The organism is Leifsonia shinshuensis (assembly GCF_022606355.1).
In the GTDB taxonomy this organism is placed as follows: Bacteria; Actinomycetota; Actinomycetes; order Actinomycetales; family Microbacteriaceae; genus Leifsonia; species Leifsonia shinshuensis_B.
Genome location: NZ_JAHHZQ010000003.1, coordinates 65,040 through 81,320 on the forward strand (window position 1 = coordinate 65,040; position 16,281 = coordinate 81,320).

The 16,281-nt window shown below is 70.6% G+C and carries 13 protein-coding genes; 3 read left to right on the top strand and 10 right to left on the bottom strand.

The genetic code is table 11. The features are described 5' to 3' along the window. Positions 1-24: 24 nt before the first annotated feature. From KNO15_RS11880 to KNO15_RS11925, 10 genes are all read right to left on the bottom strand, one after another. Entirely contained in the window at positions 25-1,203 is a 1,179-nt protein-coding gene (locus KNO15_RS11880) for an ROK family transcriptional regulator (RefSeq protein ID WP_241703957.1), read from the bottom strand. Positions 1,204-1,235: 32 nt separating this feature from the next. After that, complete coding sequence (yicI, locus tag KNO15_RS11885) at positions 1,236-3,524, bottom strand: alpha-xylosidase (RefSeq protein ID WP_241703958.1); 2,289 nt, start codon at positions 3,522-3,524, stop codon at positions 1,236-1,238. Then, complete coding sequence (locus tag KNO15_RS11890; RefSeq protein ID WP_241703959.1) at positions 3,525-4,430, bottom strand: carbohydrate ABC transporter permease; 906 nt, start codon at positions 4,428-4,430, stop codon at positions 3,525-3,527. After that, positions 4,430-5,383 carry a carbohydrate ABC transporter permease gene (locus tag KNO15_RS11895; RefSeq protein WP_241703960.1) on the bottom strand — a complete coding sequence of 318 codons (954 nt, stop codon included), beginning with the start codon at positions 5,381-5,383 and terminating at the stop codon, positions 4,430-4,432. The genes KNO15_RS11890 and KNO15_RS11895 overlap by 1 nt, the downstream gene beginning before the upstream one ends. A gap of 89 nt (positions 5,384-5,472) precedes the next feature. Next, the gene (locus tag KNO15_RS11900) at positions 5,473-6,783 is read right to left on the bottom strand and encodes an ABC transporter substrate-binding protein (protein ID WP_241703961.1); all 1,311 of its coding nucleotides are present in this window, start codon (positions 6,781-6,783) and stop codon (positions 5,473-5,475) included. Between the two features lie 205 nt (positions 6,784-6,988). Further along, positions 6,989-8,188: an ROK family transcriptional regulator gene (locus KNO15_RS11905; protein WP_241703962.1), complete on the bottom strand. Its 1,200-nt coding sequence runs from the start codon at positions 8,186-8,188 to the stop codon at positions 6,989-6,991. Between the two features lie 67 nt (positions 8,189-8,255). Further along, complete coding sequence (locus KNO15_RS11910) at positions 8,256-9,368, bottom strand: Gfo/Idh/MocA family protein (protein WP_241703963.1); 1,113 nt, start codon at positions 9,366-9,368, stop codon at positions 8,256-8,258. Then, a complete protein-coding gene (locus KNO15_RS11915) occupies positions 9,353-10,045 on the bottom strand; it encodes a ThuA domain-containing protein (RefSeq protein ID WP_241703964.1) in 693 nt (230 codons plus the stop codon). The genes KNO15_RS11910 and KNO15_RS11915 overlap by 16 nt, the downstream gene beginning before the upstream one ends. Then, positions 10,042-11,238: a Gfo/Idh/MocA family protein gene (locus KNO15_RS11920; RefSeq protein WP_241703965.1), complete on the bottom strand. Its 1,197-nt coding sequence runs from the start codon at positions 11,236-11,238 to the stop codon at positions 10,042-10,044. The genes KNO15_RS11915 and KNO15_RS11920 overlap by 4 nt, the downstream gene beginning before the upstream one ends. Positions 11,239-11,353: 115 nt before the next feature. After that, complete coding sequence (locus KNO15_RS11925) at positions 11,354-12,319, bottom strand: acetylxylan esterase (protein ID WP_241703966.1); 966 nt, start codon at positions 12,317-12,319, stop codon at positions 11,354-11,356. Between the two features lie 77 nt (positions 12,320-12,396). Between KNO15_RS11925 and KNO15_RS11930 the strand changes: the two genes are divergently transcribed. The 3 genes from KNO15_RS11930 to xylB all read left to right on the top strand — a co-directional run bounded on the left by KNO15_RS11930 (position 12,397) and on the right by xylB (position 16,239). Continuing rightward, positions 12,397-13,431 (top strand): LacI family DNA-binding transcriptional regulator, encoded by a 1,035-nt coding sequence (locus KNO15_RS11930; protein ID WP_242599586.1) that lies wholly within the window; start codon positions 12,397-12,399, stop codon positions 13,429-13,431. Positions 13,432-13,512: 81 nt separating this feature from the next. Continuing rightward, the gene (gene xylA, locus KNO15_RS11935) at positions 13,513-14,706 is read left to right on the top strand and encodes a xylose isomerase (RefSeq protein WP_241703967.1); all 1,194 of its coding nucleotides are present in this window, start codon (positions 13,513-13,515) and stop codon (positions 14,704-14,706) included. 105 nt (positions 14,707-14,811) lie between these two features. Further along, positions 14,812-16,239 (top strand): xylulokinase, encoded by a 1,428-nt coding sequence (gene xylB, locus KNO15_RS11940; protein ID WP_241703968.1) that lies wholly within the window; start codon positions 14,812-14,814, stop codon positions 16,237-16,239. Positions 16,240-16,281 lie beyond the last annotated feature (42 nt).

Sequence of the window (16,281 nt, forward strand, 5' to 3'; positions counted from 1 at the left end):
GCAGTTAGGGGGACGCGGGGAAGGTTAGGACGCGGGGGAGGCTAGGAGGGGGGTGAAGGCGAGTTCGGCGGCGCCGATGAGGAGGATGTCACTGCCGAGGGCGGCGCGCGTGATCGTGAGAGTCTCGGCGGAGGCGGCGAGCGCCTGGGCGGCCACCAGCTCCGGAAGGCGCTCCGGCGCGAGCTCGTGGAGGGCGCCGAGGAACCCGCCGAGCACGATCCGCTCCGGGTCGAAGACGTTGGTCGCGTTGCGCAGCGCCGTGGCCAGGAAGCCCAGCTGCCGGTCGACCTCCGCGGTCACCTCGGCAGCGCCGGCCTCCACCGCGACGCGAAGCGCCCGGGCGAGCTCGTCGGGATCGGCCGACTCCAGCCCGAGCACGCGCAGCAGCGCGCGCTGGCTCACCTCGGTCTCCAGGCACCCGATCGCGCCGCAGTGGCAGCGCACGCCGCCGGAGTTCACGAGGGTGTGACCGAGCTCGCCCGCGTACCCGCTGATGCCGGTCAACGGCGCTCCCCCGACGATGACGCCTGCGCCGATGCCGGAGGCTCCGCCGTTCAGGTAGACGAGGTCGGCGGCGCCCTTCCCCGCGCCGAACAGCCGCTCGGCGTTCGCGCCCAGGTGCGCGTCGTTGGCCGCGAGCACCGGGTAGCCCGTCGCGGCGGCGAGCTCGGCGGCGAAGGGCTCCTCCGCCCACTCCAAGTGCGGGGCGAGCCGCACCACCCCGTCGTCCTCGCGGACGAGACCGGGCACCGCGACCCCGATGCCGACGACCCGGGAGGCCGACGCCAGGTCGGGACGGAGCCCGTCGATCACCGCGGAGGCGATCGCGGCGGCCTCCTGGGCGGTCGGCACGTGGCCGGTGGGATAGCGCACCCGGCGGTGCACCTGCGCGTCGAGCCCGACGACGCCGACGGTGACCGCGTCGATCTCGGGGTTCACCGCGAGCGCGACGACGCGGCCGTCGGCGGCGACGACCGGCGACGGCCGCCCGACCCGGTTGCTCGTCTCCGGCTCGCGTTCGAGCACGAGTCCCTGCTCGACCAGCTCGGCGACCAGCGCGCCGATCGTGGACCGGTTCAGACCGGTCGCCAGGGTCAGCGCGGAGCGCGCGACCGGGCCGCCGCGGTGCACCATCCCGAGCACCGTGGCGAGGTTGTGCCGTCGCACCGTGTCGAGGTTCGTCCCCGTCGTCTTGCCGTTCATGGTCCCGGTTACTGTATTACAGCTCCGCGCGTTTACAGCTCCGCGCGCCCTCCGGACGATGCAGCGGTCCGGCCGGTCGCGACGTCGAGAAGAGTGAAATCGAAGCCGTCCGGCCCGGAGGCCGTGAGCGTCGATCCCGAACGCGTCACCGCGTGCTCGGCCACCGCGCCGTCGGGCGTCGTCACGCTCACCGTGCGGGTGCCGTCGGGTCCGGCGAACACCGCGAGCGTGAGCCCGTCGCGGTAGTCGTAGTCGGGGCGGTCGTCGCGCGCGCCGATGGGCAGCACCGCGCCTTCGCGCACGTACAGGGGGAGGCTGTCGAAGCCGTGTGTCTCGTGCAGCCAGCGGCCGCCCGCCACGGTCTCGACGGTCGCGCCGCCCTCGACCAGCGAACCGAGGTCGAGCGGCAGGCGGGTCCAGGTTCCCGACGGCAGATAGAACGTGACGTCGGCCGGCGAGAACACCGGCGCCACGAGCACGTCGGATCCGAGCAGGTACTGCCGGTCGAGGTAGTCGACCGCCGGGTCGCCCGCGAACTCGAGCTGCATCGGCCGCATCACCGGAAGGCCGGAGACGTGCGCCTCCCGGCCGGCCGCGAACAGGTAGGGCATCAGCCGCAGCTTCAGCTTGGTGAAGACGCGGGTGACGTCCACGGCCTCCTCGTCGAACGCCCACGGCACGCGCACCGAGTCGCTGCCGTGCAGGCGCGAGTGGCTCGACAGCAGACCGAACGCGGTCCAGCGCTTGAACACGCCGGGGTCGGGAGTGCCCTCGAACCCGCCGATGTCGTGACTCCAGAAACCGAAGCCGCTGAGCGCGAGCGACAGCCCGCCGCGGAGGGTCTCCGCCATCGACTCGTAGCTGGAGGTGTTGTCCCCGCCCCAGTGGACCGGCATCGTCTGGCCGCCGGCCGTCGCCGAGCGGGCGAACAGCACGGCGTCCCCCTCGCCCCGCGACTCGGTGAGCACTTCGAACACGGCCTCGTTGTAGAGCTGGGTGTAGAGGTTGTGCATGCGCTCGGGGCTGGAACCGTCGAAGTACTCCACCCCGGTCGGGATCCGCTCGCCGAAGTCGGTCTTGAAGCAGTCGACGCCCTGCGCGACGAGCGCGCGCAGCTTGTCCTGGTACCAACGGGTCGCGTCCGGGTTCGTGAAGTCCACGAGCCCCATGCCGGCCTGCCAGAGGTCCCACTGCCAGACGTCGCCGTTCGGCAGCTTCACCAGGTAGCCGGCAGCAGCGGCCTCCGCGAAGAGCGGCGAACGCTGGCCGATGTACGGGTTGATCCACACGCAGACGCGGAGGTCCTTGTCGTGCAGGCGCGCGAGCATCCCGTCCGGGTCCGGGAACGTGCGCGGGTCCCACTCGAAGTCGCACCAGTTGAACTCGCGCATCCAGAAGCAGTCGAAGTGGAACACCGACAGCGGCAGGTCGCGCTCGGCCATCCCGTCGATGAAGGAGGTCACCGTCGCCTCGTCGTACGACGTCGTGAAGCTCGTGCTGAGCCACAGTCCGTACGACCACGCCGGCACGGCGGCCGGCCGGCCGGTCAGTGCGGTGTACCGTTCCAGGATCTGCGCGGGCGTCGGCCCGTAGATCACGAAGTACTCGAGGCTCTCGCCCGCGACCGAGAACTGCACGCGCTCCACCGACTCCGAGCCGACCTCGTAGGAGACGTGGCCGGGGTGGTTCACGAAGACGCCGTAGCCACGGTTGGTCAGGTAGAACGGGATGTTCTTGTAGGCCTGCTCGCTCGACGTGCCGCCGTCCGCGTTCCAGATGTCGACGGTCTGGCCGTTCTTCACGAGCGGACCGAACCGCTCGCCGAGGCCGTAGACGAGTTCGCCGACACCGAGCGCCAGCTGCTCGTGCACGAACGCGCCTTCGCCCTCCACGGTCATGTAGCCGAGCGACTTGTGGCCGCTGGAGGTCAGCACGCGCTGCTCCCCGTGCTCGTCCGCCGTGAAGGCGAGCGACCAGGGGGCGCCGCGCGTGACGGTCGCCGCGAGGGAGCCGGCGCGCAGCGTCGCCGATGCTTCATCGGCCGAGACGGCGACGTGGCCCTCCTCGGAGGCGAGCGCGAAGCCGCGCTCGTCGCGGACCCCCTGCCAGTGGTCGACGCGCACGCCGATCACGTCGGGCAGCGGCGAGCTGAGGGTGATCGTCAGAGTCGGCCGGTTGAGGGTGTCGCCGCGGCGCTCGATGACCTTGCCCGGCGCGGTGATCGTGACCTCCCCGTCGCCGGCGCACACGTCGTACGCCTCCTGGGCGTAGACCGGCGTGACGCCGTCGCGGAGCTGCCAGAAACCATCGGTGAACTTCATTTACTTGACAGCTCCTGCTGTGATGCCGCGCGTGAGGGTGCGCTGGAAGATGAGGAAGAAGATGAGCGTGGGGATGAGTCCCAGCAGCGCTGACGCGGAGGTCGTGGTGACATCCATGAGCCGGTCGCCCTGCAGCACGCTGATGGCGACGGGCACGGTCTGGTTGTCGTTCGAGACCAGGAACGTGAGCGGGATGAGGAACTCGTTCCACGTCCAGATGAAGAAGAAGATGAGCAGCACGCTCAGCGTCGGCCGCGAGATCGGGACGACGACCCGCCACAGGATGCGCCAGCGGCCGGCGCCGTCGAGCGAGGCGGCCTCCAGCACCTCCTTGGGGAAGGTGCCGTAGACGCTGGACAGCAGATAGGTGCCGAACGCGCTCTGGATCACCGTGAAGATGATGATGACGCTCCACACGTTGTCGTAGAGGCCCACCTGCTTGAACATGTAGTACAGCGGGTAGAGCAGGGCCTCCTGCGGCAGCATGTTCGCCAGCAGGAAGAGCACGATGATCCACAGCCGGGCCTTCACCCGGCCGATCCCCAGCGCGTAGGCGTTCAGCACCGAGATGACCACGGCGAGGATCGACACGACGCCCGAGATGAAGACGGAGTTCCACAGCTTCTGCGGGAAGTTCACCCGGTTCCAGAAGTTGACGAGTCCGTCGGTGTAGAGGTGCGTCGGCAGCTGGAGCGGGCCGCCGGTGTTGTAGTCCGTCGGGCTCTTGAACGAGTTCAGCAGGATGAGCAGGAACGGGAAGGCGATCGCGACGCCGATGACGATGGCGACGACCAGGATGATCCAGTCGGTCGCGGTCTTCTTCGGCTTCTGCCGCTTGAGCTTGCGCTGCGCGGGTGCCTGTGCGGTGGAGGCCGGGGCCCCCTCGCGCGAGATCGTGGTGGACATCAGCGCTCGTTCTCCCTGCGCTCGGCCCGGTTCTGGGCGACGATGAAGAGGATGGAGACCGCGACGATGACGACGGTGAGCGCCGTCGCGATCGTGGCTCCGTAACCGACCTGCTGGCTCTGGAAGAACTCGCTGTACGAGTAGTAGCTGGGCACCATGGTCGCGGTGCCGGGGCCGCCGCGGGTCAGGGTGTAGACCGGGCCGAAGACCTTGAGGGCCGCGATCGTGCAGGTGAGGGTTACCACGAAGATCTCAGGCCGGATGATGGACACGGTGATCGAGCGGAACCGCTGGAACCAGTTGGCCCCGTCGAGCTCCGCCGCCTCGTACAGCTCGGGGTCGACGCGCTGGAGGGCGGCCATGAAGATGACCACCGGGTAGCCGATCTGCACCCAGACCATCACGGCCATGATCGACGCGAGCGCCGTGTCGGGGCTGCCCAGCCAGTTGTGCTGGAGGTCGCCCAGGCCGATCGCGGCGAGCATCGTGTTGAGCGCACCGTTGTCGGGCCGCAGGATCCAGCCGATCACGATGGCCGCGATGACCACGGGGAGGATCTGCGGCAGATAGTAGGTGGCGCGCAGGAAGCTCGCGAGCTTTCCGCCGAACTTCTTGCCGACGAGGTCGAACAGCATGGCCGCCAGCACCAGGCCGACGAGCGTCGGGATGACGACCATCGCGATGATCATGGCGATCGAGTTGCCGAACGAGGTCCAGAACTTCTCGTCGCCGAACAGGCGCACCCAGTTGGTCACGCCGATGAACTTGGGCGGCCGGATGCCGCGGTAGCTGGTGAAGCTGAGGTAGATGTTCCACACCAGCGGGATCAGCACGATCACCGCGAGCAGGACGAACCCCGGCAGCAGGTACCACCAGAACGACCCGCGGCCGCTGTCCGGCAGCAGCGCTTCGCTGCGCTTGCGCGTCGGCCGCCGCACACTCACTACACTCATCTTTCCTCCGTGCGTCGCGATCCGTTCCTCAGTTCCTCCCGCTCTCACCGGCGTGTCGGCGGGAGGAACTGAGGGAGCGATGGATGGGGTTACTGGTTGACGATGTCGTTGACGCCGGACTGGTACTCGGAGCCGAGTTCCTTGTTGACGTCGGCGGGCGACTTCGTGCCGGTGATGAGCTCCTGCAGGCCGGCGTTCAGCTGGTCGTAGAAGGTCGGCGTGGGCCAGTCGGGGTAGAACGCTATGCCGTCCTCACCGGTGAGGGTGTTGAAGTTCGCGATCAGCTCCTTCGACTTGGCGTCGGTGATGTCGCTGAGCTTCGCCGCGACGGGGATGCCGCCGTTGTTGCCGAGGATGGCCTGGATCTTCGGGCTCATCGTGATGTCGATGAACTTCTCGGCCAGCGCCTTGTTCTTGGCGTTCTCCGGGACGACCCACATGTTGCCGGCCGATCCGGGCGACATCTTCGCGCCGGGGAACAGGAAGGTGCCCCACTGGTAGTTCTTGATCTCGTTCACGAAGCGGCCGTACCACCAGCTGCCGGAGAAGAAGATCGGGTACTTGCCCGCGATGAACGCGGTGCCGGCGTCCTCGGCCTTGAGGCCGGAGGCGTCCTTGGAGATGTAGCCCTTGTTCACCCAGTCGTCGATGGTCTTGGTGGCGTAGCTGAGCTCGCTGCCCTGCCAGTTCACCTTGCCCTTGTAGAGCTGGTAGTCGTCCACGAAGGAGCGGTCGGCCTTGGTCAGCGCCAGCTGGTACCAGAGCTGGCCGAGCGGGTACTCCGCGGCCGACTCGGCGAGCGGCGTGATGCCCGCGTCGGCGAACTTCTGCATCGCGGCGACGAGCTCGTCCTGCGTCTTCGGCACCTCGATGCCGTACTTCGCGAACATGTCCTTGTTGTAGTAGACCTCGACGTACTCGCCGTAGTTCGGGACGCCGTACCAGGAGCCGGAGCCCATGATGCCCTTGTCGTCGTACCTCGCGGTGGTCTGGAGGCTCTTGGCGAGCTTCTTGTCCCAGCCGTACTTCTTCACGGCGTCGTCGAGGTTGCTGAGCAGCCCCTGGCTGGCGAGGAGGCCGGCCGTGGCGTTGCCCTTGTTGTACTCGAGGATGTCGGGGGCCTGCTTGGAGTTGAGGACCTGGGAGGCCGTCGAGCGGATCTGCTCGAAGCTCTTGGCCTCGAAGTTGACCTTCGCGCCGGTCTCGGCCTCGAAGTCCTTGATCGCCTGATCCCAGGCCTTGCCCATGGCGCTGTCCTCGCCCTCGTAGTGCCAGAGGGTGAGCGTCTTGCCCTTTCCGTCAGTGCTTGCGGAATCGGAGCCTGACGTGCTGGAGCAGCCGGCGAGCATCAGCGCACCGGCGGCCAGGATCGCGCCGATCGCGAGGTGCTTCTTGCGCATCGATTACCTCCTTGTAGTAGGAGTGGACGCGCGTCTGCAGGCCTCGCAGCCACTCCGATGCAATTTGTTGACGAACACAACATAAGCGGGTCTCGGAGGAAATGCAAGTCGAAAGTTTCGACTTGAACGCCTGATTGTCGAGTCGAAACGATTAGTTCGCGATCACAACAATGCCGACCGGAATCCGGCAGCAGTGCGCGAACCGTCAGGCCGCGAGCGCCCGGGCCGGGTCGGCGATGAGTTCGGCGAAGACCAGCTCCGCCGCGCCGATGAGCAGTTGATCGGTGCCCAGCTCGGCCTCCACGACCGTCACGCCCTCGCGCGACGAGTGCACGACCTCCCCGAGCAGGTCGGGTGCGCCGTGCGCGGTGGCGCCCCGATAGAGCGCGGCGAGGAACCCGCCGAGCACGACCACGGACGGGTTGAAGACGTTGACCGCATTGCGCGCGGCGATCCGGACGTACTCGTAGGCGCGGGCGACCTCCGCGAGCGCCGCACGATCGTCGGCCGCGACCAGCCGCTCGGCGAGGGAGGCGGCGTCCGCTGAGGCCAGCCCGACCGCGGCCAGCAGCTCGGCCTGGGTGACCTCGGCCTCCAGGCAGCCGCGCGAGCCGCACGAGCACTGCCGGCCGTCGGAGCGCACGAACGTGTGACCGAACTCGCCCGCGTAACCGGCGGCCCCCGTCAGCAGCCGGCCTCCGCTGATGCCGCCGCCGCCGATGCCGCTCGCGCCGCCGATCATGTAGACCAGGTCGTCGACGCCGCGCCCTGCGCCGAAGGCGCTCTCGGCGCGCAGGCCGAGCACGGCCGCGTTGGCCGCCCACACCCGGTGGCCGGTCGCCTGCTCGAGCAGTTCGGCCAACGGCTCGTCCACCCAGCCGAAGTGGGTGGCCTCGCGCACCATGCCGTCGGAGAGGCGCACCTGCCCGGGCACCGCCACTCCCAGACCGACGATGCGGATGCCGGTCTCACCGGCGAGCATGCCGGCGATGCCTGCGGAGGCGAGCGTGACGGTCTGCGCCGCGGAACGCGCGGACGGCGTCTCGATGCGCACACGCTTGAGCACCCGGCCGCCGAGACCGACCAGCCCGACGATCACGGCGTCGACCTCCGGGTTGATCGCGATGGCGGCGACGTTGTCGGCCGCCCGCACCAGCGGGCTCGGCCGCCCCCGGCCTCCCGCGGCGGGCGCTTCGTCGACCTCGACGAGGCCGAGCCCCGTCAGTTCCGAGACCAGATCGCCGACCGTCGAACGGTTCAGACCGGTGCGGTGGGTGAGCTCGCTGCGAGAGAGGGCGCCCTCGCGATGCACCAGGCCGAGGACCGTCGCCAGGTTGCTGCGGCGCAGCGCGTCCGTGGCGCCCCCGCTCGCCGGACGCACGGTGCTCAGGTCGGTGGCGCTCATGTGATGACAATAGCCCCGCGCGGGCGGCCCTCCGCGCCGGCGACCTCCTGGTCACCCGCCCGTCGCGTCACCAGCTCTCCGGCCGTGCCCCGAGGGGCACGAGGGCGGGACGCTCGACCGTCGACGCCAACGCGACGACCTCGTGCCGCGCGCCGGCGGCGAGCACGGCCTCCATGATCTCGAGCACGTGGAACGCGAGTCCGCCGGAGGCCCGGTGCGGCCTCCCGGTCTCGATCGCGCGGGCGAGATCGGCGAGACCGTAGCCACGTCCGGCGTCAGCGTAGCCGGCCGCCACCGGAACGTCGCGGAACTCGCGATCGCCCGCCGTCGCGATCGCCGGGGTGCCGGAGAACGCGTTGGGGTCGGGCACCGACAGCGTGCCCTCCGTGCCATAGACCTCGAACAGCGGGATGCGCGTGGCCCACACGTCGAACGACACCGTCACCGTCGAGATCACCCCGGAGGCGTGCTCGAGGATGGCGGTCACGTGCGTGTCGACCTCCACCGGGATGTGCGTGCCCGCCTGCGGTCCGGTCGCGACCGTGCGCTCCCGCGTCGACCGCGAGCTCGCGCCGGATACCCGAACGACCGGGCCGAAGAAGGTCACCAGCGCGGTCAGGTAGTACGGCCCCATGTCGAACAGCGGGCCGCCGCCGGGCTGGTAGTAGAACGCCGGCGCGGGATGCCACAGCTCGTGCCCGGGCGCCGTCCACGAGACCGCGGCCCCGAGCGGCACGCCGATCCCGCCGCCGTCGAGCACGGCGCGCGCGGTCTGGACTCCCGTGCCCAGCACCGTGTCGGGGGCGCTGCCGACCCGCAGGTCCAGCGCCTGCGCGCGCTCCAGCACGGGCGTCGCCTCCGCGATGTCGAGCGCGAGCGGCTTCTCGCCGTAGACGTGCTTGCCCGCAGCGAGCGCCGCCAGCGCGACACCGGCGTGGGCCTGCGGGATGGTGAGGTTGAGCACGACGTCGACGTCGGGGTGCGCGAGCAACGCGTCGACCGTCAGGGCCTCCGCGTCCTGCTCGCGCGCCACCACCGCCGCACGGTCGACATCGAGATCGGCCACCGCGCGCACGCTCAGGTTGGGGAGGGCCGGGAAGTGCTCGAAATACTGCCGGCTGATGTTCCCGACGCCGATGACGCCGACGTTCAGCGCCGAGCCGTTCAGCGTGCCGCCCACAGCAGCCCCCTCTCGATGATGGTGCGCACCGGCTGGCTCTGCACGATCTCGAGCCGGTGCCCGGGCGCCGAGACGAAGATCCGGCCGGCGCCCCACTGGCGCGTCCAGATCGCGGGAGAAGTCACCGGACGGTTCCACGCGTCCCACGGGCGGGCCTCCTGCGTGGTCGTCGCCAGCACGTCGTCGTACTCGTCCGACAGCACCCAGTACTGCTCGGTGACGAGGTCGAAGTCGGCGATGCCCTGGGTGATCGGGTGGGTCTTGCCGTACTCGGTGATGTGCACGGTGTACGGGATGTAGTTGTCCTCCTGCCCGCCCGTGCGCTCGTCCGGGTGCTTGCCCGCGTGGTGCGCGAACTGGCCGCCGATCATGTGCAGGTAGTCGGCGTTGTCACGGTAGGAGTCGGCGATCCCGCCGTGCCAGCCGCCCATCCCGGTACCGTTCAGGACGGCCCGCTGAAGCCCGGCGAACTCCTCGGCCGTGATGCTGCTCATGGTGTTGACCTGCACGATGAGGTCGACCGTCTCGAGGTACGCGTCGTCGGTGTACACAGCCGTGCCCTCCTCGACGCGCACGGTGAAGTCGTTGGCCTCGAGGAAGGGGAGGAAGCTGTCGGTGGTCTCGACGGGCATGTGCCCGTCCCAGCCCCCGCGGACGACCAGTGCGTGTCGTGTCATGATTCCCTCCGGGTCGGGGTCCAGGCGCTGCCGGCGGCGGCGCTCGCCTCGACGGCGGCGAGGACGCGCTGGATGTGGAGGCCGTCCGCGAAGGACGGCTCCGGGTCGGTGCCCGCGGTGATCGCGGCGACGAAGTCGACGACCTCGTGGCTGAAGGCGTGCTCGTACCCGATCGCGTGGCCGGTCGGCCACCAGTTGGCCATGTACGGATGCTCGGGCTCCGTCGCGATGATCCGGGTGAAGCCCTGCTCCCCCGCCGGCGCCGTCGCGTCGTAGAACTGCAGCTCGTTCATCGCCTCCAGGTCGAAGGCGATGGCGCCCTGCGATCCGGAGAGCTCGATGCGGAGCGCGTTCTTGCGTCCGGTCGCGTAGCGGGTGGCCTCGAAGGCGCCGATCGCGCCGTCGGCCGCGCCGCCCGCCAGTCTCGCCGTGAACCAGGCGGCGTCGTCGACGGTGACGCGGCCGCGCTGCTCGCTCGCTGTGCCGGAGAGGCCGACGGTCTCACCGAGCAGCGGGCGCTCCTCGACGAAGGTCGCCAGCGTTCCGGAGACGGCGGAGAGCCGGGCGCCGGTGAGGTGCTCGACCAGGTCGACGGCGTGCGCGCCGATGTCGCCCAGCGAGCCGGAGCCGGCCGCCGTCTTGTCGAGCCGCCAGGTCATCGGTCCGTTCTCGTCGCTCAGCCAGTCCTGCAGGTACTGGGCCCGCACCTGGCGGACGACACCGAGCCGCCCCTCCTGCACCAGCCGGCGCGCGAAGCCGATCGCGGGCACGCGACGGTAGCTGAAGCCGACCATCGAACGCACGCCGCGGGCAGCCGCGCGCTCGGCGGCGGCGACCATGGCCTCCGCCTCCTCGACGGTGTTGGCGAGCGGCTTCTCGCACAGCACGTGCTTGCCGGCGTCGAGCGCGGCGATCGCGATCTCGGCGTGCGACGAGCCCGGCGAGCAGATGTCGACGACGTCGATGGCGGGGTCGTCGATCACGCGTCGCCAGTCGGTCTCGCTCCGCTGCCAGCCGAATCGGGCGCGCGCGGCCTCCACGCGCTCGGCGTCGCGACCCACGATCGTCGCCATCACCGGCTCCGCGTCCAGGTCGAAGAACCGCGGGGCGACCCGCCAGCCCTGCGAGTGCGCCGCACCCATGAACCCGTAGCCGATCATCGCCACCCGCAGCTCCCGCGTCGCTCGCGTCATCCGTCCCAGCCCCTTCGCGTCCGTGATGGTGCGACGCTATTCGCCGGGGCGAGACGCGAACAAGTTTCGTGCGGCTATTGGAAAGTTTTCGTGAGGCGGCCCGCGTCGGCGGGGATCAGATCCGCGAAGCCAGCCACTCCGCCTGCTTCAGCCAGTGCACCGCGTCCCCGCCCTCGTGGTCGTTGAAGGGGTACACCTCGATCGCGCGGTCGGCGGCCGCCAGCCGGTTGTAGGCGGCGAACGTCGTCGACGGAGGAACGATGGTGTCCATCAGCGCGACCGAGAACAGCGTGGGAGCCTGGATGCGGCGGGCGAAGTTCACACCGTCGAGGTACGAGAGCGTGCGGAACACCGTGTCCACCTCGTCCCTGTGCACCGACAGGTAGGTCGCGAGCTCCTGGAACGGACCGCCGATCGCGACCTCCGCACCCCGGCGGTAGGCACACAGGAAGGCGACGTCCGGCAGCACGGCCTGCACCCCGGCCAGTGCGCCGGCGGCGAGCGCGATGCCGCCGCCCTGGCTGCCCCCGGTCACGGCGATGCGGCTCGCGTCGACGAAGGGCAGCGCCCGGGCGGCGTCGACGGCGCGCACCGCGTCGGTGAAGACCCGGCGGTAGTAGTGCTCACGCGGGTCGTGGATGCCGCGGGTCATGAAGCCGGCCGTCGCCGGGCCGGACCCGTGCGGGTCGGCGGTCACGCCTCCCGACCCCCAGCCGCTGCCCTGCCCGCGGGTGTCCATGAAGACGTGGACGTAGCCGGCCAGCGCCCAGCGCACATTCTCGCCCGGCAGGCCGCGGCCTCCGTTGTAGCCCTGGTACTGCACGACGGCGGGCAGGGGGCCGTCGGCGCCGCGAGGACGGGACACCCACGCGCGCACCGGCTCCCCGCCGAATCCCGGGAAGGTCAGGTCCTCGATGATCAACTGGGTCACCGGGGTTGAGGCCGCAGCGAGCGTCGCGTCGCCACCCGATGCGCGCGCCTCGGCGATCGTGTCGCTCCAGAAGGCGTCGAAGTCCTCCGGCTCCGCCACCTCCGGGCGGAAGGCCAGCAGTTCGGGCAGGGTGAGGTCGGTCAGCGGCATGGGTCTCCTCGGCGAGCTTCGAAGGGGTGTCCCGGGGATGACGGCCGGGCTGCCCGACATTGTGGCACAGTGTCTCCATGCCGGAACCGACCCCGCGCCCCGTGCCCCGGCCCAGCGCCGGCCGGCCCACGCTGGAGGCGATCGCCCTCCGCGCTGCGGTGTCGCTGTCCACCGTGTCGAAGGTCCTCAACGGCCGGCCCGGCGTCTCCGCGGCCACCCGCTCCCGGGTCGAGCAGCTGCTGCACGACTCGGGCTACGCACGGCGCGGGCACGATCCGGAGCGCGGCGGCCTGCTCGAGCTCGTCGTCGCCGACCTGACGAGCGAGTGGTCGATCGAGATCATCCGCGGCGTCGAACGGGTGACCCGCGAGGCCGGCCTGGTGCTCGGTCTGAGCGCGCTCGACGATCACCTCCGCCCCGGCGCCGACTGGATCGCCGGCGTGCTGGGCCGCAAACCGGTCGCCGTCGTGCTGCAGTTCTCCGACCTGACGGCCACCCACAGGAGGCAACTGCGCACGCGCAACATCCCCTTCGTGGTCGTCGACCCCGCGGGCGACCCTCCGGGTGACGTTCCGGCGATCGGCGCCACGAACTGGGCCGGCGGCGTCGCGGCGACGCGTCATCTCCTGGAGCTCGGCCACCGGCGGATCGCGGTGCTCTCCGGGCCGGCCGATCTGATGTGCTCGCGGGCCAGGGTGGCGGGATACCAGTCGGCGCTGCAGGAGGCCGGAGTCGGTTTCGACGCGGCGATCGCGGCCTCCGGAGAGTTCACCCGCGCCGCCGGCGAACGGGAGGGCCGCCGCCTGTTCGCGCGGAACGACCGGCCGACGGGGTTCGTCTGCGGCAACGATCTGCAGGCGCTCGGGGTGATGGACGCCGCCTTCGCCCTCGGCCTCGACGTGCCGCGCGATGTCTCGGTGGTCGGGTTCGACGACGTCGCCCCCGCGCTCTGGGCGCGGCCTCCCCTCACGACCGTCCGCCAGCCGCTGCAGGAGATGGCGGAGGAGGCCGCACGGCTCGCGCTGCGCCTGCGTGCGGACGACGTCGAGAACACCCGTCTAGAGTTGGCGACCTCACTGGTGGTGCGCAGTTCGACCGCGGCACCACGGTAGGGAGCCGGTGGCGCACACGCGTCACTCCTGGTATAAGTTTAGTGAAACAACAAATCACCGACGACGCTGAAGGAACCCTCCATGAGCCTCACCCCCACCCGCGCCGACAAGTTCTCGTTCGGTCTGTGGACCATCGGCTACAACGGCACCGACCCGTTCGGCGGCCCGACCCGCCCCCAGCTCGACGTGGTGGAGGCGGTGACCAAGCTCAGCGAGCTCGGCGCCTACGGCCTCACCTTCCACGACGACGACCTCTTCGCGTTCGGCTCGACGGACGCCGAGCGCCAGAAGCAGATCGACCGCCTCAAGCAGGTGCTCGCCGACACCGGCGTCATCGTGCCGATGGTCACCACCAACCTGTTCAGCGCGCCCGTCTTCAAGGACGGCGGCTTCACCTCCAACGACCGCGCCGTCCGCCGCTTCGCGCTGCGCAAGGTGCTGCGCAACATCGACCTGGCCGCCGAGCTCGGCGCCAAGACCTTCGTGATGTGGGGCGGCCGCGAGGGCGCCGAGTACGACTCGGCCAAGAACATCCAGGCGGCCCTGGAGCGCTACCGCGAGGCGGTCAACCTGCTCGGCGACTACGTCACCGACAAGGGCTACGACATCCGCTTCGCCATCGAGCCGAAGCCGAACGAGCCCCGCGGCGACATCCTGCTGCCGACGGTCGGCCACGCGCTCGCCTTCATCAACTCGCTCGAGCGTCCCGAGCTGGTCGGCCTCAACCCCGAGGTCGGTCACGAGCAGATGGCCGGCCTGAACTTCGCGGCGGGCATCGCCCAGGCTCTGTACCACGGCAAGCTCTACCACATCGACCTCAACGGGCAGCGCGGCATCAAGTACGATCAGGACCTCGTGTTCGGTCACGGCGACCTCCAGAACGCGTTCGCACTCGTCGACCTGCTCGAGAACGGCGGCCCGAACGGCGGCCAGGCGTACGACGGCCCGCGCCACTTCGACTACAAGCCGTCGCGCACCGAGGACATCACCGGCGTTTGGGACTCCGCTGCGGCGAACATGCGCACCTACCTGCTGCTCAAGGAGCGCGCGGCCGCGTTCCGCGCCGACCCCGAGGTGCAGGAGGCGCTCGAGTCCGCCCGTGTCACGGAGTTGTCGCAGCCGACGCTCGGCGCCGGTGAGAGCTACGACGACCTGCTCGCCGACCGCAGCGCGTACGAGGACTTCGACGCGAGCGCCTACTTCGGCGGCAAGGGCTTCGGCTTCGTGCGCCTGCAGCAGCTGGCGCTCGAGCACCTGCTCGGCGCCCGCGGCTGAGCCTGCCGTTCTCTGCTGTCGAAGGGCACGTTGTTGTCACTTTCGGACCCCGAAAGCGACAACGACGTGCCCTTCGGCAGGTGAAAGCACACTGAAGGAGTGAATGTGACGTACGTCGCGGGAGTGGATTCGTCGACGCAGAGCTGCAAGGTGGTCGTCCGCGACCTCGAGACCGGGGCGCTGGTGCGCTCCGGGCGGGCCGCGCATCCCGACGGCACGGAGGTCGACCCCGCCGCCTGGTGGACGGCGCTGCAGCAGGCGCTCGAGTCCGCCGGGGGCCTGGACGACGTGGCGGCGATCTCGATCGCCGGCCAGCAGCACGGCATGGTAGTGCTCGACGCCTCCGGACGCGTCATCCGCGACGCCCTGCTCTGGAACGACACCCGCAGCGCCCAGGCCGCCCGCGACCTGATCGCCGAGGTCGGCGCCGATGCCTACGCCGCGCGCGTCGGGGTGGTCCCCGTCGCCTCCTTCACGGCCACGAAGCTGCGCTGGCTGCGCGAGGCCGAGCCGGCCAACGCCGCGCGCGTGGCCGCCGTCGCCCTCCCGCACGACTGGCTCACCTGGCGACTGCGCGGCTACGGCCCCGCAGACGAGAGCCCCCTCGGCCCCGACCTGGAGGCGCTGACCACCGACCGCTCCGACGCGAGCGGAACCGCCTACTGGAGTGCCGCCACCGGCGCCTACGAACTCGACCTCTTCGAGCGCGCGCTCGGCCGGCCCGGCCGCGAGGCGGGGACGGTCGGCGACGGCGTCATCCTGCCGCGGGTGCTCGGGCCGTCGGACGCCGCCGGCCGCACCCCGGGCGGCGTGCTGGTCGGCCCCGGTGCCGGCGACAACGCGGGAGGCGCGCTGGGTCTCGGCGCGACCGAGGGCGACGTCGTCGTCTCGATCGGCACCTCCGGAACCGTCTTCGCCGTCACGGCCGAACCGGTCGCCGACGCGAGCGGCACGGTCGCCGGCTTCGCCGACGCGAGCGGCGTCTCCCTGCCGCTCATCGCCACGCTCAACGCAGCGCGCGTCCTCGACTCGATCGCCGGCCTGCTCGGGGTCGACCACGACGGACTCGCCGACCTCGCCCTCCAGGCCGAGCCCGGCGCCGGAGGCGTCGTGCTCATCCCGTACTTCGAGGGCGAGCGCACGCCCAACCTCCCCGATGCGAAAGCCAGCCTCCACGGGCTCACGCTCGCCACGACCCGGCCGGCCAACCTGGCGCGGGCGGCGATCGAGGGGATGCTCTGCGGGCTCGCCGACGGCCTCGACGCCGTGCGTCGGGTGGGGGTCAGGGAGCAGCGTATCCTGCTGATCGGCGGCGCGGCGCAGAACCCCGCCGTCGCGGCCGTCGCGGCACAGGTCTTCGACGCGCCGGTCGTCATCCCCTCCCCCGGCGAGTACGTCGCCGACGGCGGAGCGGTGCAGGCGGCCTGGGCGCTGACCGGTGCACGCCCGACCTGGACCGTGGAGTCGGCGGCGCCGCTCGCGGTGGACACGCGAGCGGTCATCCGCGAGCAGCGGGCCGCGTACCTGCCGTAGGCGGGCGCGGCGGCACGGTATGTGCGGCAACGGCCGCGTTCG